Raw genomic sequence first — 21,522 nt, 5'->3', positions numbered from 1 at the left:
CCAGCGCCTGACCAGGGCTCCGCCGGGTTCTCCGCTGTCAGCGGCGGCGGGTGAATCATCCTCACGGTCGATGTGCCCGGCGCCCTCATCCTGAAGAATGATCAGCGTTCCATCACCCGCTTCCATCCCATGGAGAGGACATCATCATGTCCACCCCTGTCCTCGAGACGGAGAACCTGGTCAAGGTGTACGGCCGTGGGGCCGCACGCTTCGACGCGCTGAAGGGGCTGACCTTCGAGATCCACGACGGTGAGTCCGTGGCGATCGTCGGCAAGTCCGGCTCCGGCAAGTCCACCCTCATGCATCTGCTGGCCCTGCTGGATGAGCCGACCGCGGGCGTCGTCGCCCTGGAGGGCAGCCCGGTCTCGCAGCTGGACCCGAAGAAGGTCTCCCGCCTGCGCAACGAGACCTTCGGCTTCGTGTTCCAACAGTTCTTCCTCAACGCGAACCAGTCTGTGCTGGACAATGTGACCCTGCCGCTGAAGATCGGCGGGTGGGGCCGGTCCCAGCGCAACGAGCGCGGCATGGAGGTCCTGGAGCAGCTGGAGATCGCCGACAAGGCCAAGAACCGCGCCACGGACCTCTCCGGCGGGCAGAAGCAGCGCGTCTGCATCGCCCGTGCCCTGGTGAACCGGCCTTCGGTGATCTTCGCCGACGAGCCCACCGGCAACCTGGACTCCGCCACCTCGGAGGTCGTCGAGGACATCCTCTTCGGTCTGCACCGGGACCAGGGGATCACCCTGGTGGTGGTCACCCATGACGAGGAGCTGGCCGGCCGATGCGAACGGCGCCTGCACATGCAGGACGGGCTCATCGTGGCTGAGGAGCACGGCGTCATCACGCCCGGGCAGCTGGACACGACGTTCGACCCGGCCCAGCTGGGCCTCGAGGATGAGGAGGACCGGGCATGAGGACTCTCGACGTCACCCGGACCGCACTGGGGAACACCATGCGGTCGAAGCTCCGCACGTTCCTGACCGTGATCGCCATCGTCATCGGCGCGTTCACGCTGGCGGTGACCACAGGGCTGGCCGCCGGTGTGAACCAGACCATCGAGGACATGGTCGACGGCTACGGGGAGCAGGACCAGATCTATGTGATGCAGGCCAGCGCCATGGGTCAGGGAGAGGACACCGGCCCGGGCCCGCAGGAGTACGACCCGGACACCGCCGGCCAGCAGAGCGAGTTCGGTCAGGCGATGCTCACCGAGGAGGACATCGAGACGATCGAGGGGATCGACGGGATCACGAATGTGGACCCGATCTTCTTCGTGTCGCCGGACTACCTGGAGGCCCCTGACGGCGGGCAGTACCTGCTCAGCGAGCTGGGGCTTCCTGCCGACGCTGCGGGCATGGAGCTTGTGGCCGGCGAGGCCCCGGGCCGGGACTCCATGGAGATCACGGTCCCGGAGACCTGGCTGGCCATCTTCGACGACGCGGCCGACGACTACGAGGACGTCGACCCGGAGTCGGTCCTGGGCGAGACGGTGGAGCTGGGCATCTCGGACATGGTCCGTGAGTCGCACACCGTCGAGGCCGAGGTGGTCGGCGTCTCGGTGCAGAACCTGGCCGGCATCGGCGGGTCACCCATGCCCTCGCACGCTCTGAACGATGAGCTCTACGAGATCCAGAGCTCCGGGCTGGACGTGGAGCAGGACGACGCCTTCGTCCAGGCCGCCGCCGACGTCGAGGATATGGAGGCCTATGAGGACTCCATCAAGGAGGCCCTGCAGGAGGAGGGCCTGGTCGGTCTCACGGTCGAGGACTTCATGGGCATCATCCAGACCGTCATCGACGCCATCGCGTGGGTCCTCTACGGCTTCGCGGTGATCGCCCTCATCGCGGCCTCCTTCGGCATCGTGAACACCCTGCTGATGTCGGTGCAGGAGCGGACCCGGGAGATCGGGCTGATGAAGGCGCTGGGCATGTCCGGCGGCCGGATCTTCGGGCTGTTCTCCATGGAGGCCGTGATGATCGGTCTGCTCGGATCGCTCATCGGCGTCGGCGGCGGCGTGCTCACCGGTGTGGTGGCCAATGCCCTGCTCACCGGCAGCGGCGGGCCGCTCGGCGACGTCGGCGGGCTCATCCTCTATGCGGTGAGTCCGGTGGCGATCCTCAGCATCACCGCCCTGGTGGTGGGCATCGCCTTCCTGGCAGGAACCCTGCCGGCGGCGCGTGCGGCGAAGAAGGACCCGATCGAGGCCCTGCGCTACGAGTAGCTCTGGGCGGCGCTGAGCGGCGCTGCTGGGATGTCGGTGGGCATCCAGGTAATGTGAAAGACATCATCTTGAGGAGGAGAGAGCCATGACCAGCTCGCCCTATGAGAATCCGCAGGACCCGCAGCGGCCGGGCCAGAACCCCTACCAGCAGCCGAGCCCCGAGCGGCCCAAGTTCGGCACCGATCCCTACGACCCGAGCGCGGTCGGAGGGCCGATGGCGGCGCCGGCCAAATTCAGTCTGCTGAAGAAGCTGACCCTGGTCTCGCTGGGCATCTATGTGCTGTCGGGGATCATCGGGATCTTCCCCGCCATGGATGAGGACATCATTGGGGAGGAACTGGCCGCCCAAGGGGTGACGGTCGGGGAGGCCGAGCTGTCCGCCGCCGTCGCCATGGGTCTGGCGATTGCGATCGCCATGCTGATCATTCCGGTCGTGCTCTACATCGTGGCCTATCTCGGCATCGCCAAGGTGAAGAATTGGGGGCGCATCCTCGGCACAGTGTTCGCCGCGCTGGGCACCTTGTTCACCCTCTGGGGGTTCACCGGCATCGGTATGATGCTGGACATGGGAGCGATCGGCATCCTCTCGCTGATCCTCTCCATCGCGTTCATCGCCGTGAACGTCTACTGGTTCCTCACCGCGTTCAACAAGGACGTCAGTGCGTACTTCGAGCAGGGCAAGGCCGCCTGACGGCTCACCTCCGCTGGAGCGCACCAGGAGGGGCGGGGTCCACCAGGGGTGGGCCCCGCCCCTCCTGCTGTCCACGAGCCGTGCGCAGGCGGGCCTTCGACGGCCACGGTCTCCCTGTCATGTCACTGCACGTACTGATCAGCCCAGGCGCTGATGATCTTCCCTGCCCGCGCGGCCTGGCCGTCAGCAGTGAGCAGATGGTCCGAGCCCTCGAGGGCGACGAAGCTGCGGGGATGCTTCGTGGCCCAGAAGAGCGTGCTGGCGTTGTCGATGCCCACAGTGTTGTCCGTGGGGGAGTGCATCACCATGAACGGCAGGGACAGGGCGCGGATCTTGTCATCGATGTCCGCACGGCGCACGTCCTTCACGAAGTCGCGTTTCAGCGTGAGCGCTCGGCCGCCGACCAGCCACTTGGCCTCACCGTCAGCCACAGCACGGTCGGCGATCGCGTCGAAGTGATGCTCCACATGGCTCGGATCGGCGGGCGCCCCGATGCTCACCACGGCGCGGACGCCGGGGGATCGCTCGGCTGCGGCGATCACCGCGGCTCCGCCCCAGGAATGTCCCACCAGGATGTCAGCCGGGGTGCCTCGCTCCGCCATGAACTGGCACGCCCGGACGGTGTCGTCGACCTTCACGGTGAAGGATCCGTCGCCCCAGTCGCCGTCTGAGTCACGGAGGCCGAGGGCATCGAAGCGGAGCATGCCGATCCCTTCGGCGGCGAGCTGCTTGCAGATCCGCGAGGCGGCCGGAGTGTCCTTGCCGAGGGTGAAGCCGTGGACGAATACGCCCCACCCGCGGACGTCACCCTCGGGCAGGTCGATCCGACCGGCCAGCATCGGCCCGGTCGAACTCGGAAACTGGACAGATTCAGCCATGATCACTCCCGACGACAGACACCATCATCAGCGCCAGCCTAGCGGGGGTGCCACCGCTGTGAGGATCGACTCCATCAGGTGCGCGTTGTAGTCCACCCCAAGCTGGTTCGGCACGGTGATCAGCAGCGTGTCCGCGGCGGCGACGGCCTCGTCGCGGGCCAGCTCCTGCACCAGCTCCTCGGGCTCGCCGATGTAGCTGCGCCCGAAGATCGCCCGCGTCCTCTCGTCGAGCATGCCGACCTGGTCCTGGGCCTCGCGCTGCCCGAGGAAGTAGGCCCGGTCCTGGTCGCTGGTGAGCGCCACGATCGACCGACTCACCGAGACGCGCGGAGTGAAGCCGTGGTCGTGGCCCTCCCACTCGTGGCGGAAGGCCTCGATCTGTCGCCGCTGCTGGACGTGGAAGGGCTCCCCGGTCTCGTCGTCCTTCAGGGTCGAGCTCATCAGATTCATCCCCTGCCGGGCGGCCCACCGAGCCGTGGCGTCGGAGCCCGCGCCCCACCAGAGGCGTTCCCGCAGTCCGGGGGAGTGCGGTTCGGGCCGCAGCAGCCCGGGAGGGTTCGGGAACATCGGCCGTGGATTCGGCTCGGCGAAGCCTTCACCTGTGAGCACCTGCAGGGCTGCCTCGGTGTGGCGGCGGGCCATGTCAGCGTCGGACTCGCCCTCGGCGGGACGATGCCCGAAGTGTCGCCAGCCATCGATGACCTGCTCGGGGGATCCCCGTGAGATGCCGAGCTGCAGCCGGCCCCCGGAGATCAGATCCGCCGCCCCGGCGTCCTCGGCGAAGTGCAGGGGGTTCTCGTAGCGCATGTCGATCACCCCGGTGCCGATCTCGATCCGGCTGGTGCGTGCGCCGATCGCGGCCAACAGCGGGAACGGGGAGGCCAGCTGGCGCGCGAAGTGGTGGACCCGGTAGTACGCCCCGTCGGCGCCGAGCTCCTCGGCGGCCACGGCCAGGTCGATGGACTGCAGCAGCGCGTCCTGCGCTGACTGCGTCCTCGAATGGGGCGAGGGAGTCCAGTGTCCGAAGGAGAGGAATCCGATGTTCTTCACATTTGAAGGAACCGGCGATGACGCCGAGGTATTCCCCCTGTCGATCCCCTGGGCGTGTTGCGCATCACGTCATCCATCCATAAAATGAACCCAAATCATTAAAGGCTCAGGGCCATCCGCCCACCACGACAGATCAGGAGGCTCATCATGGCTGAGCGACTGCAGAACTTCATCGGGGGTCGGTTCGTGCCGGCCGAGGGCGCCGGGGATTACGAGGTGGTGGATCCGGCCACTGGGGAGATGGTGGCGGTCTCGCCGATCTCGGGGGCCGCTGATGTGGATGCCGCGTTCGAGGCGGCTGAGCGGGCTTTCACTGACTGGAAGCAGGTGACCCCGTCGGTGCGGCAGAAGCATCTGCTGGCGTTGGCCGATGCCATCGAGGCCCACAGTGAGGAGCTGGTTCAGGCTCAGCATCGCAACACTGGTCAGCCGCGGGGGATCATCGCTGAGGAGGAGGTCGCTGCCGGGGCGGATCAGCTGCGGTTCTTCGCGGGGGCGGCTCGGATGCTGGAGGGCCGGGGCGCGGCGGAGTATATGGAGGGTCATACCTCCTATGTGCGGCGGGAGCCGGTGGGGGTGGTGGCGCAGATCGCGCCGTGGAACTTTCCGTTGATGATGGCGATCTGGAAGATCGGCCCGGCGTTGGCGGCGGGGAACACGGTGGTGCTCAAGCCCTCGGAGACGACTCCGGAGTCGACCCTGGTGTTGGCCCGGTTGGCTGGGGAGATCTTCCCGGCCGGGGTGGTCAATGTGGTCCTCGGTGATGGGTCGACTGGGCGGCTGCTCACGGAGCACGGGTCCGCGGCGATGGTCTCGTTGACCGGGTCGGTGCGGGCCGGGGAGGCGGTGGCCGCCTCGGCGGGGTTGAAGCGGACTCATCTGGAGCTGGGTGGGAAGGCTCCGGCGGTGGTCTTCGGTGATGTGGATCTTGCGGCGGTGGCGAAGGCTCTGGTGGAGTTCGGCACGTTCAATGCGGGGCAGGACTGTACGGCGGTGACTCGGGTGTTGGTCGAGGAGTCAGCTCATGATGAGTTGGTGGAGCATCTGGTGGCTGCGGCGGAAGCGACCCGGACCGGCAATGTCGATGATGGGCTCAATGATTTTGGGCCGTTGAACAATGCGCGGCATTTCGCGGCGGTGCAGGCCAAGATCGAGGGGTTGCCGGGGCATGCGCGGATCGTCACGGGGGGTCGCCGGGTGGAGGGCAGTCCCGGGTTCTTCTTTGAGCCCACGATCATCACGGGGGTTGAGCAGTCGGATGCGATTGTGCAGGAGGAGGTCTTCGGGCCGGTGCTCACGGTGCAGTCGTTTGCCTCGGAGCAGGAGGCGTTGGAGCTGGCCAATGGGGTGGAGTATGCGTTGGCTTCGAGTGTGTGGACCGCTGATGGGGCGCGGGCGATGCGGTTCACCAGGGATCTGGACTTCGGGTGTGTGTGGGTCAATACGCATCTGTTGTTGGTCGCGGAGATGCCTCATGGGGGGTTCAAGGCTTCGGGGCATGGGAAGGATCTCTCCGGGTATGCGGTGGAGGAATACACCCGGGTCAAGCACATCATGCACGCGATCGAGGTCTGAGCGGCCGCTCCTGAGTATCCGCCCGAGCGGCCGCCTGAGGGGCTCATGCCCGCGCCTCCCCAGAGGTCGCGCGACGCTCACTCGGTGGCCACGCGGCGGCGCAGTCCGTCGATCAGAGAGTCCAAGGTGAACAGGAAGGCGCGGTCCGCCGCGGCGCGGGCGTCCTCGTCCCGCGCCGCAGCGGCCCGGCCGAAGCGCGGGGCCAGGTCCGCCCGGCGCCCGGGGTCGAAGATGTCGGCCGGTGCCGAGGCGTCGTAGGCGGCGCCGAAGACGAGGGCCTCGACGCCGACGATCACGTCCACGGCGTCCGGCCCGGGGATGCCGGCGTCCTCCAGCGCGGCGGTGACACGTTCGTACATCACCAGCGTCTGGGGCGCGTCGGCCACCGGGAGGACAGCCATGATCGGGATCAGCTCGGTGTGCCGGATGTAGCAGTCCCGGTAGGAGATCGCCCACCGGCGCAGCGCCTGGTCCCAGGGCAGGGACTGGAAGCCGGTGGTGTCGATCTGTTCGTTGAGCCGATCCTGCAGGAGCAGCATCACATCTCGCTTGGAGGAGACGTGGTTGTACAGCGCCGAGGTGGAGACGCCGAGCTCGCGGGCGAGGGACGCCATCGTCAGGTCCCGGTAGCCACGGGTGCTCACGATCCGGATCGCCGCGGTGGTGATGCCCTCGCGGGAGAGTACGGGGGAGGACGGTCGGCCGCGTCGTCGGGGTCGGGTCTGCTCCGGGCTCACGGTGGTCCTTCGGGTCGAGGTCAGCTGGCGCCCTCAGTGTAGGCGGCGCCTGGGTGAGAACCACGACGACGGCCCGCAGGGCGGGGGAAGTCATCGCAGGGCTTGACAAGGTGGGTGTCCATGCCCGTTAATGAATATAGTTCATTTAATTGTGAAGGAGAGCACAGTGACAGGGATCCGCTCCGTGGGAAGCATCGAGGCACTCGACCGTGACGTCGTCGTGGTGGGGGCCGGACCGGCCGGGCTGCGCGCCGCCCGCGCCCTGCAGCAGCAGGGCCGCAGCGTCGCCGTCCTGGAGGCTCGCGACCGCGTGGGAGGCCGCACCTGGTCGCAGGAGATCGACGGCGCCTTCCTGGAGGTCGGGGGCCAGTGGGTCTCGCCGGACCAGACCGAGCTGCTGGGTCTCCTCGACGAGCTTGGGCTGGAGACCTTTCAGCGCCACCGCGACGGGGCCAACGTCTACCTGGCCACCGACGGCACCCGCCACGAGTTCACCGGTGAGATGTTCCCCGTCGGGGAGCACACCGAGGCCGAGATGGAGCGCGTCATCGAGATCCTCGATCGGCTGGCTGCCGAGATCGGGGCCCAGGAGCCGTGGGCGCACCCGCAGGCCCGGGAGCTGGACTCGGTCACGTTCGCCGAGTGGCTGCGGCAGCAGACCGACGACGCCCCGGCCCGCGAGAACCTCGCGATCTTCCTCGCCGGCGGCATGCTGACCAAGCCGGACCACGCCTTCTCCGCGCTGCAGGCGGTGCTGATGGCCGCCTCCGCAGGCTCCTTCAGCCACCTGGTCGATGAGGACTTCATCCTGGACCGTCGCGTCGTCGGCGGCATGCAGAGCGTCTCCGAGACGATGGCCGCTCAGCTCGAGCCGGGCACCGTGCACCTGGAGACCCCGGTGCGCACCATCGCCTGGGAGGAGCCGCACGGGGTCACCGTGTGGTCGGACCGGGTCACCGTCCGCGCGCAGCAGGTGATCGTGGCCGTCCCGCCGAACCTGTACTCCCGCATCAGCTTCGAACCGGCCCTGCCGAGGCTGCATCACCAGATGCACCAGCACCAGTCCATGGGCCTGGTCATCAAGGTCCATGCCGTCTACGACCGCCCCTTCTGGCGCGAAGCAGGCCTCTCCGGCACCGGTTTCGGGGCCGCGGAGATCTGCCAGGAGGTCTACGACAACACCAACCACGGGGACTCCCGCGGAACCCTCGTCGCCTTCGTCTCCGACGAGAAGGCCGACGAGATGTTCGCCCTCCCGGAGGAGGAGCGTCGTCGGCGGATCCTGGAGTCGCTCGCGCACTACCTGGGTGAGCAGGCGCTGAGCCCAGAGGTCTACTACGAGTCCGACTTCGGCTCGGAGGAGTGGACCCGCGGAGCCTACGCCGCCAGCTTCGACCTCGGCGGACTGAGCCGCTACGGCGCCCACCAGCGTGAGGCCGTCGGTCCGATCCACTGGGCCTGCTCGGACCTGGCCGCCGAGGGCTATCAGCACGTCGACGGCGCCCTGCGCCAGGGCCGCCGAGCCGCCGAGGACGTCCTGGCCGAGCTGCCGACGTCGGCCGCCACGGTGTGACCGACGAGCCTGCGAGAGGAGACCCCCCCCGATGAGCCCCCACCCAGACACCGGAACAGACACCGCAACCGGCACTGAGGCCGTCACCGTCACGGAGACGGAGACCCCGCCCGCGGTGACGGCCCCCGCCCTGCGGCGCATCCTGGTCGGATACGGCGGTGACGAGCGCAGCCGCGATGCGGTGCGACTCGGCGTCGCCCTCGCCCGGGCCGCCGACGCACACCTGCACCTGCAGCTGATCCTGCGGCAGGACTCCGCCTTCACCCCGGCGTACCCGCCGGTGGGCGACGTCGGCGGGATCATCGCCGACCAGGCACGCGGCTGGCTCGCCGAGGCGCAGCAGATGATCCCCGACGACGTCGCGCACAGCAGCGCGATCAGCCCCGCCCCCTCGGTGGCCGAAGGTCTGATCGCCGCCGCCGAGGAGCACGGGGCCGACCTGCTGGTCACCGGTTCCGGAGTGGGCGCCCGTCGGCTCACCACCCATCCGGCGGTGGATGCTCTGCTGCACAGCTCACCGGTTCCGCTGGCGCTGGCGCCGGCCGGTCACCGCGGCGAGACACCGGTCGGCCACGTGCTGGCCGCCGTCTCCCCGGGCGGTGGCGTGCACCAGGTCGCCGACGACGCCGCCGCCTGGGCGGCCCAGCTCCAGGTGCCGGTGACCCAGGTGACCTTCCCCCAGGGCGGGGACCCCGCCCGCGCCGTCGCCGCGCACGACTGGCCCGACGGCGGGCTGCTCATGATGGGCTCCTCCCGCCTGGCCGGCCGACGTCGGCTCTTCCTGGGTGACACGGCCGCCCGCATCCTCACGCAGCTGCCGATCCCGCTGATCGTCATGCCGCGCCATGACACCCCTGACCACCGGAACGACCACCCGAGCCCCGCGGACTCCGTCCGTTGAGGGAGGACACCACCATGACCCAGATCGGCAGCGGCGCCGCCACCGGCGCCCCCGGATCCGCACCCGCAGGGACGGACCACAGGAAAGGTCTGAGCGCCGGAGCGATCGGCACGCTCGGCGCCGTCGTCATCGGCGTCTCCACGATCGCCCCGGCCTACACGCTCTCCGGCGCGGTGGGGCCCACCGCCTCGGCCGTGGGTGAGCACCTGCCGGCGGTGCTGATCGTCGGCTTCATCCCGATGCTGCTGGTGGCCCTGGGCTACCGCCAGCTCAACCGGGCCATGCCCGACTCCGGCACCACCTTCACCTGGGCCTCCCGGGCCTTCGGCCCATGGATCGGGTGGATGGGCAGCTGGTGCCTGCTGGCCTCCACGATCCTGGTGCTGTCCAACCTGGCCGGCATCGCCGTGGACTTCTTCTACCTGGCGATCAGTCAGCTCACCGGCCTGGACTGGATCGCGGACCTGACACGCAACGTGCCGGTCAACATCCTCACCTGCCTGGCCTTCATGGCCGTGGCCGCCTACATCTCCTACCGCGGACTGGAGGCCACCAAGGCGTTCCAGTACCTGCTGGTGTCCTTCCAGATGGTCGTGCTGGTCTGGTTCTCCGTGGTGGCCTTCCGCCACGTGGGCAGCGGCACCGCCTTCGACGCGACCCACTTCAGCTGGGACTGGTTCAACCCGTTCGGTGTGGAGACCTTCTCCGCCTTCGCCGCCGGCATCGCCCTGTCGGTGTTCATCTACTGGGGCTGGGACGTCGTACTGACGATGAACGAGGAGTCCAAGGGCACCACCACCACGCCCGGCAAGGCGGCCGTGCTGACCATCCTGGTCGTCGTCGGGCTCTACACCCTGGTGACGCTGGCGACCCTGTCCTACGCGGGCGTCTCCACCGGGGACTTCGGCCTGGGCAACCCGGACATCCAGGAGAACGTCTTCGCCGCGCTGGCCGGCCCGGTGATGGGGCCCTTCGCGATCCTCATCTCCCTGGCGGTCCTGTCCTCCTCCGCCTCCTCGCTGCAGTCCACCATGATCTCCCCGGCGCGGACCATGCTCGCCATGGGCCACTACGGAGCGCTGAGCCCCAAGTACGCGAAGGTCAGCCCCAAGCACCAGACGCCGGCCTACGCGACCATCGTCTCGGTGGTCATCGCCGCGGTCTTCTACGCGGTGATGCGCGTGATCTCGGAGAACGTCCTGTGGGACACCATCACCACTCTGGGCATGATGGTCTGCTTCTACTACGGCGTCACGGCGCTGGCCTGCGTGTGGTACTTCCGTGCCGAGGCCACCGCCTCCGTGGGATCCTTCATCAACAAGCTGCTGGCCCCGCTGCTGGGCGGCATCCTGCTGCTGATCTTCTTCTTCCAGACCGCCTGGGACTCGATGGACCCGGCCTACGGCTCCGGCTCCGAGATCGGCGGCGTCGGCCTGGTGTTCATCCTGGGGGTGCTGATCTTCGTGCTCGGCGTGGCCGCGATGCTCTACCAGCACCGCCGCAACCCGGAGTTCTTCCGCCGTCGCTTCGAGACCACCGAGTACCCCACCGAGCACCCGACCGCCTGACCGCCCCGCGGAGGACCCTGAGGAGAGACATGGACACCCCCATCTCACAGCCGACGACGGCGCAGCCGGTCGGCGCCACGACGGAGACGACCGTGATGCCGCCCGAGTGGGCGCCGCATGAGCGCACCTGGATGGCCTTCCCCCCGGCCAACGAGACCTTCGGTCCGCACGGCTCGCAGTCGCTGGCACGCGCCCGGCGGGCCTGGTCCCAGGTGGCGCGTACCATCGCCGCCGTCGAACCGGTCACCGTGGTGGCCGACCCGGCGGACGAGCAGGCCGCCCGGGAAGCGCTCGGCGAGGTCGCCGAGATCGTCACCATCGCCCTCGACGACGCCTGGATGCGTGACATCGGGCTGACCTTCGTCCACACCGCCTCGGGCGCCGTCGCCGGAGTGGACTGGATCTTCAACGGCTGGGGCGACCAGCCCTGGGCCCCCCATGAGCGGGACGCCAAGGTCGGAGTGGAGATGGCCGGTCCCGCCGGCGTCGAACGGATCGGCAGCCCGCTGGTCAACGAAGGCGGGGCCTTCCACGTGGACGGCCGCGGCACCGTGCTGCTCACCGAGACCGTCCAGCAGGATCCGGGGCGGAACCCCGGGCTGAGCAGGGAGCAGATCGAGGCGGAGCTGCACGCGAAGCTGGGCACCCGCCACGCCGTCTGGTTCCCCCGTGGTCTCAGCCGGGACTACGAGGAGTTCGGCACCCGCGGTCATGTGGACATGTTCGCCTGCTTCACCCCGTCCGGCAGCGTGCTGCTGCACCGGCAGGACGACCACCGGCACCCGGACCACGAGGTCACCCGCCGGCTGCGCGAGGTCCTGGAGGCGGCGCGCGACGCGGAGGGGAACCCGTTCGAGATCATCGACGTCCCGGCCCCGCGCACCATCGTGGACGCCGACGAAGAGTTCGTGGACTGGACCTACATCAACCACTACGTGGCCGACGGCCTGGTGGTGCTGTGCGGCTACGACGACCCCCACGACGCGCAGGCCGCCGAGATCCTGGCCCGGGCCTACCCGGACCACCGGATCCAGCTGGTGGACGCCCGGGACATCCTCTGCTTCGGGGGCGGCATCCACTGCATCACCCAGCAGCAGCCGCGGCCGCGCCTCCGCCCGGAAGCACCCGGCCGGGCGCAGGCGACCCCTCACGCGTGAAAGGAACAGATCAGCGATGACGGCAGCATTCGACGTCGTGGAGGCCACGATCCCGCAGATGCGCGCGGCTCTGGAGCGCGGCGAGACCACCAGTGAGGAGCTGGTGGGCGCCCACCTGGCGCGCATCGAGGCCTACGACCAACAGGGGCCGCGGCTCAACGCCGTGGTGGTGCGCAACGAGCAGGCCCTCGCCGAGGCCCGCGCCTCGGACGCCCGCCGTGCCCGCGGCGAGCTCCTGGGTCCGCTCGACGGCATCCCCTACACCGCCAAGGAGAGCTACCAGGCCGGCGGGCTGACCGTCTCGGCCGGCTCGCCGGCCTTCGCCGAGCTGGTCGCGCAGCGGGACTCCTTCACCGTGGAGCGGCTGCGAGCCTCAGGGGCGGTCCTGCTGGGCCTGACCACCATGCCTCCGATGGCCAACGGCGGCATGCAGCGAGGTCTGCGCGGCCGGGCCGAGAGCCCGTACAGCGCCGAGCACCTCACCTCCGCCTTCGCCTCCGGCTCCTCCAACGGATCCGGCACGGCGACGGCGGCCAGCTTCGCGGCCTTCGGCCTGGCGGAGGAGACCTGGTCCTCCGGGCGCGCGCCGGCGTCGAACAACGCCCTGTGCGCCTACACCCCGTCCTGGGGGATGATCTCGATCCGGGGGAACTGGCCGCTGGTGCCCACCATGGACGTGGTGGTGCCGCACACCCGCAGCATGGAGGACATGCTGGAGGTGCTCGACGTCATCATGGTCGACGACGCCGAGACCCGGGGCGACTTCTGGCGGGTGCAGCCGTGGGTGGAGATCCCGAAGACCTCTGCGGTGCGTCCGGAGAGCTTCACAGACCTGCGTCCGGCCGATCCCGCGGAGGCCGCGCGGCTGCTCGCGGGGCTGCGGATCGGGGCGCCCGCCCTGTACTTGGGCCTGGACGCCTCGGCCGGGACCGCTGAGCCGTCGCCCGAAGGGGTCACGGGCATCGGCGGCTCCACCGGGCGGCCGATCACCCCGCGGCCCAGTGTGCTCGACCTCTGGGAGCAGGCGCGCGCGGACATGGAGTGCCACGGGGCCGACGTACGCATCACGGACCTGCCGGTGGTCACCAACTACGAGGGAGACCGCCCAGGGGCCCCGACGATCCGCACCCGAGGGCTGGTCAGCTCCGAGTATCTGGACCGAGAGATCCTCGACCTCTCCGCCTGGGGGTGGGAGGACTTCCTGAACGCCAACGGGGACCCCGGGCTGTCCAGCCTCGCGGCGGTGGACGGGACGCAGATCTTCCCGCACCCGGAGGGCGCCCTGGAGGACCGGTACCACGGCTTCGACGACGACATCGCCGCCTACCCGCAGTTCATCCGGGACAACCCCGAGCTGTCGATGCATCAGATCCCGCACCTTCAGGAGGGCCTGCGCGGTCTGGTGCGCACCCGGGAGGTCGATCTGGAGGCCTGGATGGACCGGCTGGGCCTGGACGTCATCGCTTTCCCCGCGGTGGCCGACGTCGGACCTGCGGATGCGGACGTCAACCCAGACTCGGCGGAGCTCGCGTGGCGCAACGGCGTCTGGGTGGCCAACGGGAACCTGGTCTGGCGGCATCTGGGGGTGCCGACGGTCACCGTGCCGATGGGCACCATGGCCGACACCGGAATGCCGGTGGGGCTGACCTTCGCCGGGCGCGCCCACGACGACGTCAGGCTGCTGCAGATCGCCGCGGCCTTCGAGGCCACCGGGCGCCGCCGCACCGAGCCGCCGCGGACGCCGCGGCTGGATGCTTCGTAGGATGGAGGCGCGGCGGGTCAGCGGGAGCCGGCCCGCCGCGAGTCGGGGCTGACCTGCTCCGGCCCGCCAGACGCCCCGTCCTTGCGAGGAGAGACATGACCGAGCTTCCTGAGACCACCGTCGGCGCCGAGGAGACCCGGCGCACCACCTTGATGCGCCGCTACAGGCTGGACCCGGAGCTGGCGCAGGAGTTCGTCGCGTTCCTGCGCGACGAGGTCTTCCCCGCCCGGGAGGAGCGCGGCTTCACCGTCGAGTCGGTGTGGCTCGCCGCGGACAGCACCGAGCTGACCTGGTATGTCAGCCGCTTCGGCACTGCCGAGGAGTTCGCGGCCGCCGAGAAGGAGTGGGAGGAGTCCGAGGAACGGGCTCGGATCTTCTCCGGCCGGCCGAAGTACGTGCTCGACAAGGACCTCACCCAGGTCACGCGCCTGCGCTGACCGGGCCCCTCACGAGGCGGCCGCCGGGGCCCGTCGCGCCCGGCGGGCCGCCAGCACTGCGGCGAGCACTGCGCTGAGCATGCATGCGGCGATCGCCAGGGAGGCCACCAGCACGGCGGCATGGTGGTCCACGGCTGCCGCGATGCTGAAGTAGACCCCGGTGACCAGAGCGATGCCGACCGCCGTGAACAGCCTCTGGGAGGTCTGCGCGACGCCGCCGGCCGCGCCTGCCATGCGCGCCGGCACATCCTGCATGGACAGGGTCTGCGCGCTGGGGATGATCAGCGCCTGGGAGAGCCCGTTGAGCGCCAGGGCGGCTCCCACCAGCCACAGGGACCCGGAGCCGGCGCCCATCAATGCGGTGGCCCCGGCCAGGGCGAGCATGGAGAGCACGGCGATCACCGTGCCGACCACCAGCATCCGAGGGCCCGAGGTCTCCACGCGGCGCCCCACCGCGGTGGAGAGCAGCATGACCATCACCGCCGAGGGCAGGGTCACGACGCCGGCCACCAGCGCCCCATGGCCCAGCCCCTGCTGCACATAGACCGCGACGACCGCCCACACAGCCGGCATTCCGAGGAAGTACAGGGACAGCACCAGGGTGTTGAGGGTGTAGCTGGGACGGGTGAACAGGGCCAGGTTCACCATGGGCGCCTCGGCGTCGAGCCGTCCCAGGCGGCGCTCCCAGAACGCCCAGACGGTCATCAGCGCCAGACCAGCGGCGCCGAGGAACGCTCCGGTTCCGGAGCGGAACTGGATGAACGGCAGCATGACCAGCACCACGGCCGCGGAGAGCAGCGCCACGCCCAGCGGATCCAGCGCGGCCAGGCCTCGGCGGCCGCCGCTGCCGGTGCGGGTGCCGGTGCTGCTGGTGGTGCCGGTGACGGCCCCTCCACCGGTGCGCGGGAGCCACAGGAAGGCGAGGACGAAGGCCAGCAGGGTCAGCGGCGCATTGATCAGGAACGTCGTCCGCCAGCCCAGGTCGTCACCGACGACGTCGATGATCAGCCCGCCGATCGCCGGTCCGGCCGCCACGGCCACGCCGATGACGGTGCTCATCAGCCCGTAGGCCCGGCCGCGGGCCGACCCACGGAACAGCTGCTGGATCATGCCGATGATCTGTGGGGTCAGCAGCCCCGCCCCGACTCCCATGAGCACGCGGGCGATGTTGAGCACCATCGGGGTGGGCGCCAGGGCGGACATCAGGGAGGCCAGCCCGAACACCGCCACGCCCAGCAGGAAGAAGCGGCGGCGGCCCCACAGGTCGCCGGCCCGGCCCGCAGGCACCAGCACCACCCCGAAGGCCAGGGCGTAGCCGGACAGGACCCACTGCAGATCTGAGGACCCGGCGCCCAGCCCTGATTCGATCGCCGGCAGCGCCACGTTGACGATGCTGATGCTCATCAGCGCGGCGAACAGCGGAGTCAGCAGCGCCACCATCACCCGGCGGGCCGGGGGATCAGGCGGCGCGCCGTCCGGGGCGGCTGAGCCGGCGTCGTCGGGTGTGGGGGAGGCTGAGGTCACACTCTGCCCAACCGTGCTGACCCGGGAGATCTTCCCCCGGGTGTGACCCCGGGCCTACACTCACCGGCACAGCCGTCGCCGGTGAAGGAACAGGGGTGAGGGAGATGCTGAGAGCCACGTTGATCCTGGAGGTCCCACGCGGGCTGCTGATCAAACAGGAGGAGCACCACGACAACGACGTCGAGGGCTACACCGGGCAGCACCTGATCCGCGGGGAGGAGGGGTTCACCTTCACAGTGGACCAGTACACCTACTCGCAGCATGAGGAGCACGTCGACATCAGGCTCTCTGAGCCGGTGGACGACGAGGGTCTCCACCGCGATCCCATGCAGGCGCTCCCGAGGCACGGCTGGGAGCACCATCTGACCTGGCCGACCCGCTGACGCGATTCGCCGTCCCACCCCGGTCTCGGAGATAATCGGGACCATGAGTTCGCAGCCTCCTCTCGAATCCGGGTCCACGGGCCGTCGTGCCGACGACGCCCTCCGCAGCTTCGGGCGCCGATCCTCCGGCATCACCTTCGCCGTGATGATCACGGTGCTGCTGGTGGCGCTGGTGTTCGCCGCCAACCAGAACGACGTGATCGGGTGGATCATCGTCGCCATCTCCGCCGGCTGGCTGATCCTCGCCGCGATCCTGGTGACCTCGGTGCGCCGGGGGGCGCAGAAGATGAGCCAGACGCTCGACTCGGCGCGGGCCGACGCCGCCGCGCGCCACAGCCAGGACGCAGGCGGAACCGCCGTCGTGGACGAGGACGCCCACACCCGCAATATGAAGCTGGACCACTCCTTCAAGATCGTGCACGTCCAGCGCAGGGTCATCGGACAGGAGCTCGCCAAGGGCGAGGAGGCCGACCTGGAGATGGTCGAGCGTGCCCTGGACACCATCGAGATGACCGCGACCAACGGTCGTGACATGCTCGCCGAGCACGTCGGCCGCGGCGGTGAGGAGCAGCGCCGCGGGCGGGAGCAGCGTGACGACCGCCCGCGCGATGACGATCGGCCCATCAGCGGCGAAGTCGTCGACTGAGCCGCACCGGCCGGAGCCGGCGTCGCGGGCCGCGGCGCCGGTGCACACCAGACTGAGCTGACAGACGAGAGGATCCTCTGTGCCTGACGAGACCACCCCCTTCGGCGAGTTCCCGCATCGCGTCGTCGACCCTAAGCCCGAGGGCCTGACCCGCGTGGCGTCGGTGAACGTCAACGGCATCCGCGCCGCCCACCGCAAGGGGATGGGGGAGTGGCTGGCCTCCCGCGACGTCGACATCCTCGCCCTGCAGGAGGTCCGTGCCGACGAGTCCATCGTCACCAAGCTCATCGGAGAGATGACCGAGCCCACAGGCGTGGCATGGCACATCCACGAGGAGGAGGCCGCACAGAAGGGGCGGGCCGGCGTCGCCATCGTCTCCCGCACCGAGCCCACCGAGGTCCGCAGCGGCATCGGCGACGGCCACCCGGAGGACCAGGGCCGGTGGGTGGAGGCGGACTTCACCCTCGGAGACGGCAGCACGCTGACCGTAGTCAGCGTCTACGTGCATTCGGGTGAGGTCGGCTCCGTGAAGCAGGAGCACAAGATGCGGTTCCTGGAGTACATGCGTCACCACCTGCCGCAGCTCGCCCGCACCAAGGACCACGTGCTGGTGGTCGGGGACCTCAACGTCGGGCACACCGAGCTCGACATCAAGAACTGGAAGGGCAACGTGAAGAACTCGGGCTTCCTGCCGGAGGAACGGGCGTACTTCGACGGCTACTTCGGCGACGAGGGCGGATACGTCGACGTCGCCCGCACCCTGGCCGGTCCCGTGGAGGGGCCCTACACCTGGTGGTCCTACCGCGGGAAGGCCTTCGACAACGACACCGGCTGGCGCATCGACTACCAGATGGCGACCCCCGCACTCGCGGAGATGGCCGAGAAGTCCGCCGTGGACCGGGCGCTGGACTATTCGCTGCGCTGGTCCGACCATGCGCCCCTCGTGGTGGACTACCGCCTCCCGTAGGCTGAGCGGGCCACCCCACTGATCACGAGAACTCGATGAGGAGCATGCGATGGTCACAGCCTTCGTGATGATCAAGACCGACCCCCAGGGTATCCCGGAGGCCGGCCAGCAGATCGCCGACATCGACGGCGTCCAGGCCGTCTATTCGGTCACCGGCCCCTGGGACCTGGTCGCGATGGTCCAGGGCCCCAGCTTCGACGAGCTCGCCGAACTGATCCCGGACCGCATCTCCAAGGTCTCCGGGATCCGGGACACCGAGACCCTGCTGGCGTTCCGCACCTACTCCGACCAGGACCTCGAGGCCGGATTCGCCCTCGGGCTGGACGACTGAGTCCCGGTCCGGGGCAGAGAGGCGCCATGACAGAGTCGTCGACGGCCCGACCCAGTGAGACGGCCGAGCACAACGAACGCGAGCTTGAGGCCGGGATCCACACCGACCTGCGGGACCGCATGACCTACGGGTCCTATCTGGGGCTGGAGCGGCTGCTCTCCGCCCAGCATCCGGTCAGCGAGCCCGAGCACCATGACGAGCTGCTGTTCATCATCCAGCACCAGACCACCGAGCTGTGGCTGAAGCTGGTCATCCATGAGCTGCGCGCCGCCCGGGACCTGATCGCGGCCGATCAGCTGCAGCCCGCGCTGAAGTGCATCGCCCGGGTCAAGCACATCCAGCGGACGCTGACCGAGCAGTGGTCGGTGCTGGCCACGCTCACTCCCAGCGAGTACGCAGAGTTCCGCGACTTCCTGGGCAGCTCCTCGGGATTCCAGTCCTGGCAGTACCGGGCCGTGGAGTTCCTGCTCGGCAACAAGAACGCCGGCATGCTGAAGGTCTTCGACGCCGAGCCCGAGGCACAGCGTCAGCTGGCCGAGCTGTTGGAGCAGCCCAGCATCTATGACGAGTTCATCCGCCATCTGGCCCGCCTGGGGCACCCGGTGCCCCAGGAGCTGCTGGACCGGGACGTCTCCCGGGCCCACACCGCCCACGACGGCCTCACGGAGCTCTTCCGCGGCATCTACGAGGATCGCGAGCAGCACTGGCTGATCTATGAGAGCTGCGAGGAGCTGGTGGACCTGGAGGAGAACTTCCAGACCTGGCGGTTCCGCCACCTGCGCACCGTGATGCGGATCATCGGCGGAAAACCCGGCACCGGCGGCTCCAGCGGGGTCGCGTTCCTGCAGAAGGCACTGGAGCTGACCTTCTTCCCTGAGCTGTTCGCCGTCCGCTCCGAGATCGGACGCTGAGGTCACCGAGGAGATGCCCATGGACGCCCAGCAGCCTGCCCAGCACCACGCCCGGCAGCACGCACCAGCCGCAGCGCCGGCCGCCGTCGACCGCGCCGCCGTCGACCGTGCCCTCGTCGACCGTGCCGCCGTCGACCGTGCCGCCGCGCTCGACGCCGCCGATCCGTTGGCCCACCTCCGGGACGAGTTCGTCCTGGACGAGCAGGTCCGCTCCTACCTGGACGGCAACTCCCTCGGGCGGCCCACCAGGACGGCGGCCGAGCGACTGGGCCGCTTCGCCGTCGAGGAATGGGGCGCTCGGCTGATCCGCGCCTGGGACGAGTCCTGGATGGAGCTGCCGCTGCGCCTCGGGGACCGGATCGCCCGGCTCACCCTGGGAGCCGCCGAGGGGCAGACCTTCGTCGGGGACTCCACCACCGTCATCCTGTACAAGCTGCTGCGCGCCGCCGTCGACGCCCAGGCCGCGGCCGGCCGCCATGAGATCATCCTGGACACCGGTAACTTCCCCACCGACCGGTATCTGCTGGAGGGCATCGCGGCCGAACGCGGCATGACGCTGCGCTGGATCGACACCGACCCGGTGGAGGGCGTGGCCCTGGCGGACGTCGAGGCGCTGCTGGGGGAGCGGACCGCCGTCGTCGTGCTCAGCCACGTGGAGTACCGCTCCGGGCATCTGGCGGATCTTCCGGGCATCACCGCCGCGGCGCACCGGCACGGCGCGCTGGTGCTGTGGGACCTGTGCCATTCGGTCGGGTCGGTGCCGATCACCTTGGACGCCCATGAGGTGGACCTGGCGGTGGGCTGCACCTATAAGTACCTCAACGGCGGCCCGGGCTCCCCGGCCTTCGGCTATGTGGCTCGCCGTCACCTGGGCCGCCTGCGGCAGCCGGTCCAGGGCTGGATGGGCGCGGCAGACCCGTTCGCCATGGGGCCGGAGTATGCCCCGCACCCGGGCATCCGGGGGTTCATCAGCGGCACCCCGCCGGTGACCGGCATGCTCGCCATGGAGGGGATGCTGGACCTCATCGAGCAGGCCGGGATGGAGGCGGTGCGGGAGAAGTCGGTGGCGCTGACGGGCTTCGCCGAGGAGCTGGTGGACGAGCTGCTGACACCGCTGGGCGTGCGTCTCTCCTCCCCACGGGATCCGCAGCGGCGCGGGTCCCACGTCACCGTGGACCACGAGGACTTCGCCGCCGTGCTGCCGCGGCTCTGGTCCCAGGGCGTGATCCCCGACTTCCGGCCTCCGCACGGGCTCCGGCTGGGCCTGTCCCCGCTGTCCACCAGCTTCGCGGAGGTGGAGGTCGGCATCCGCGCGATCCGGGACAGCCTGGTGGAGGTTCGCGACGGCGCAGGGTCGGCATGAGCCGCGCCGGCACGCGCAGGGTCGGCGCGGGACATGACGGTACGACGCCGGCGCAGCGGGAGTCCGCCCAGCTGGCCTCCCTGCTGGCCCGCGGGACCGCCGCCGGGACGCGCCACACTTACGGGGACCGGCCCGATCAGCACCTGGAGCTCTACGGCGACCCGGCCACCGCCGAGCAGGGGATCATCCTGGTCCACGGCGGGTACTTCCGTCAGCGCGTCGACCTCACCCACGCGCGCCCTCTGGCCGCCGAGCTCGCCGGGGGAGACGCGTCCGGGCGAGGGGGCGCCGTCGTGGCCCTGCTGGAGTACCGGCGGGCCGGCGGAGACGGCGGGCATCCGCGCACGCTGGAGGACGTCAGCACTGCGGTGGCGCACTGTGTCCGGCTGTGGCAGGAGCTCGGGATGCGTCCCGAGGGGGCCGCCGCCCCGCTGATCGCCGGACATTCGGCCGGAGGCTGTCTGGCCCTGGCCTGGGCCACCCACCACGGGGCGGACCTGCCGCAGGCCCGGGTCCGGGCGCTGGCGCCCATCACCGACCTCATCCGTGAGGCGCGCGGTGGGCTCGCCGAGGGCGCGGTGCTCGACTACATGGGTGCGCTCCCGGACGAGGCGCCGGAGGCGTACCGCTGGGAGGATCCGCGCTCGCGGGCCGCGCTGCTGCCGGACGGATTCGACGCGCGGATCATCCATGGCACCGATGACGCCACCGTGGACATCGGATTCTCCCGAGACATGCCGCTGCCGCGCACCGAGCTCGACGGCGCCTGCCACTTCGACGTCATCGACCCGGCGTCGCCGTACTTCGCCGGCGTGCGGGACTGGCTGGCGGGCTGAGGCGCGGTCCGCCC

21 protein-coding genes are annotated in these 21,522 nt (G+C 69.8%); 17 read left to right on the top strand and 4 right to left on the bottom strand.

Annotation, left to right across the window (positions count from 1 at the left end):
* Positions 1 to 146: 146 nt before the first annotated feature.
* The 3 genes from ABD658_RS09370 to ABD658_RS09360 all read left to right on the top strand — a co-directional run bounded on the left by ABD658_RS09370 (position 147) and on the right by ABD658_RS09360 (position 2,909).
* Entirely contained in the window at positions 147 to 911 is a 765-nt protein-coding gene (locus ABD658_RS09370; protein ID WP_344683726.1) for an ABC transporter ATP-binding protein, read from the top strand.
* A complete protein-coding gene (locus ABD658_RS09365; protein ID WP_344683728.1) occupies positions 908 to 2,218 on the top strand; it encodes an ABC transporter permease in 1,311 nt (436 codons plus the stop codon). Before ABD658_RS09370 ends, ABD658_RS09365 begins: the two co-directional genes overlap by 4 nt.
* 85 nt (positions 2,219 to 2,303) lie before the next feature.
* On the top strand, positions 2,304 to 2,909 hold the full coding sequence (locus ABD658_RS09360; protein ID WP_344683730.1) for an FUSC family protein: 606 nt from the start codon (positions 2,304 to 2,306) through the stop codon (positions 2,907 to 2,909).
* Positions 2,910 to 3,031: 122 nt separating this feature from the next.
* Here the strand turns inward: ABD658_RS09360 and ABD658_RS09355 are convergent, their stop codons facing one another.
* On the bottom strand, positions 3,032 to 3,787 hold the full coding sequence (locus ABD658_RS09355) for an alpha/beta hydrolase family protein (RefSeq protein WP_344683732.1): 756 nt from the start codon (positions 3,785 to 3,787) through the stop codon (positions 3,032 to 3,034).
* A 27-nt stretch (positions 3,788 to 3,814) separates the two neighbouring features.
* Positions 3,815 to 4,837, bottom strand: coding sequence for an LLM class flavin-dependent oxidoreductase (locus ABD658_RS09350; RefSeq protein ID WP_344683734.1), 1,023 nt, complete (start codon positions 4,835 to 4,837; stop codon positions 3,815 to 3,817).
* 147 nt (positions 4,838 to 4,984) lie between these two features.
* On the opposite strand from ABD658_RS09350, the gene ABD658_RS09345 reads away from it, so the two are divergent.
* Positions 4,985 to 6,412 (top strand): gamma-aminobutyraldehyde dehydrogenase, encoded by a 1,428-nt coding sequence (locus ABD658_RS09345; RefSeq protein WP_344683736.1) that lies wholly within the window; start codon positions 4,985 to 4,987, stop codon positions 6,410 to 6,412.
* A 77-nt stretch (positions 6,413 to 6,489) separates the two neighbouring features.
* On the opposite strand, the gene ABD658_RS09340 is transcribed toward ABD658_RS09345, so the two are convergent.
* Entirely contained in the window at positions 6,490 to 7,149 is a 660-nt protein-coding gene (locus ABD658_RS09340) for a TetR/AcrR family transcriptional regulator (RefSeq protein ID WP_311025991.1), read from the bottom strand.
* Between the two features lie 166 nt (positions 7,150 to 7,315).
* On the opposite strand from ABD658_RS09340, the gene ABD658_RS09335 reads away from it, so the two are divergent.
* The 6 genes from ABD658_RS09335 (at position 7,316) to ABD658_RS09310 (ending at position 14,547) form a co-directional block, all read left to right on the top strand.
* The gene (locus ABD658_RS09335) at positions 7,316 to 8,722 is read left to right on the top strand and encodes a flavin monoamine oxidase family protein (RefSeq protein WP_344683741.1); all 1,407 of its coding nucleotides are present in this window, start codon (positions 7,316 to 7,318) and stop codon (positions 8,720 to 8,722) included.
* A gap of 31 nt (positions 8,723 to 8,753) precedes the next feature.
* Entirely contained in the window at positions 8,754 to 9,623 is an 870-nt protein-coding gene (locus tag ABD658_RS09330; RefSeq protein WP_344683743.1) for a universal stress protein, read from the top strand.
* 14 nt (positions 9,624 to 9,637) lie between these two features.
* The gene (locus tag ABD658_RS09325) at positions 9,638 to 11,191 is read left to right on the top strand and encodes an APC family permease (RefSeq protein ID WP_311025994.1); all 1,554 of its coding nucleotides are present in this window, start codon (positions 9,638 to 9,640) and stop codon (positions 11,189 to 11,191) included.
* A gap of 29 nt (positions 11,192 to 11,220) precedes the next feature.
* Positions 11,221 to 12,348: an agmatine deiminase family protein gene (locus ABD658_RS09320; protein WP_344683745.1), complete on the top strand. Its 1,128-nt coding sequence runs from the start codon at positions 11,221 to 11,223 to the stop codon at positions 12,346 to 12,348.
* A gap of 16 nt (positions 12,349 to 12,364) precedes the next feature.
* Positions 12,365 to 14,110 (top strand): amidase, encoded by a 1,746-nt coding sequence (locus ABD658_RS09315; protein WP_344683747.1) that lies wholly within the window; start codon positions 12,365 to 12,367, stop codon positions 14,108 to 14,110.
* Positions 14,111 to 14,205: 95 nt separating this feature from the next.
* Positions 14,206 to 14,547 carry a hypothetical protein gene (locus ABD658_RS09310; protein WP_344683749.1) on the top strand — a complete coding sequence of 114 codons (342 nt, stop codon included), beginning with the start codon at positions 14,206 to 14,208 and terminating at the stop codon, positions 14,545 to 14,547.
* 9 nt (positions 14,548 to 14,556) lie between these two features.
* Here the strand turns inward: ABD658_RS09310 and ABD658_RS09305 are convergent, their stop codons facing one another.
* Positions 14,557 to 16,071, bottom strand: coding sequence for an MFS transporter (locus ABD658_RS09305; protein ID WP_344683751.1), 1,515 nt, complete (start codon positions 16,069 to 16,071; stop codon positions 14,557 to 14,559).
* A gap of 95 nt (positions 16,072 to 16,166) precedes the next feature.
* Here ABD658_RS09305 and ABD658_RS09300 point away from each other — a divergent pair, with 95 nt between their 5' ends.
* From ABD658_RS09300 to ABD658_RS09270, 7 genes are all read left to right on the top strand, one after another.
* Complete coding sequence (locus ABD658_RS09300; RefSeq protein WP_070161518.1) at positions 16,167 to 16,454, top strand: hypothetical protein; 288 nt, start codon at positions 16,167 to 16,169, stop codon at positions 16,452 to 16,454.
* Between the two features lie 43 nt (positions 16,455 to 16,497).
* A complete protein-coding gene (locus ABD658_RS09295; protein ID WP_344683754.1) occupies positions 16,498 to 17,100 on the top strand; it encodes a hypothetical protein in 603 nt (200 codons plus the stop codon).
* A gap of 202 nt (positions 17,101 to 17,302) precedes the next feature.
* A complete protein-coding gene (locus ABD658_RS09290) occupies positions 17,303 to 18,067 on the top strand; it encodes an exodeoxyribonuclease III (RefSeq protein WP_425574502.1) in 765 nt (254 codons plus the stop codon).
* A gap of 49 nt (positions 18,068 to 18,116) precedes the next feature.
* A complete protein-coding gene (locus tag ABD658_RS09285; protein WP_344683758.1) occupies positions 18,117 to 18,398 on the top strand; it encodes an Lrp/AsnC family transcriptional regulator in 282 nt (93 codons plus the stop codon).
* A 26-nt stretch (positions 18,399 to 18,424) separates the two neighbouring features.
* Positions 18,425 to 19,309 (top strand): tryptophan 2,3-dioxygenase, encoded by an 885-nt coding sequence (locus ABD658_RS09280; protein ID WP_344683760.1) that lies wholly within the window; start codon positions 18,425 to 18,427, stop codon positions 19,307 to 19,309.
* A gap of 19 nt (positions 19,310 to 19,328) precedes the next feature.
* Positions 19,329 to 20,672, top strand: a complete 1,344-nt coding sequence (gene kynU / locus ABD658_RS09275; protein WP_344683763.1) for a kynureninase — start codon at positions 19,329 to 19,331, stop codon at positions 20,670 to 20,672.
* Positions 20,669 to 21,508, top strand: coding sequence for an alpha/beta hydrolase (locus ABD658_RS09270; protein ID WP_344683766.1), 840 nt, complete (start codon positions 20,669 to 20,671; stop codon positions 21,506 to 21,508). Before kynU ends, ABD658_RS09270 begins: the two co-directional genes overlap by 4 nt.
* Positions 21,509 to 21,522 lie beyond the last annotated feature (14 nt).

This window comes from Nesterenkonia aethiopica (assembly GCF_039534665.1).
Classification (GTDB): domain Bacteria; phylum Actinomycetota; class Actinomycetes; order Actinomycetales; family Micrococcaceae; genus Nesterenkonia; species Nesterenkonia aethiopica.
The sequence above is the reverse complement of the archived record's forward strand: the minus strand, read 5'-3'. Positions and strand labels throughout refer to the sequence as shown.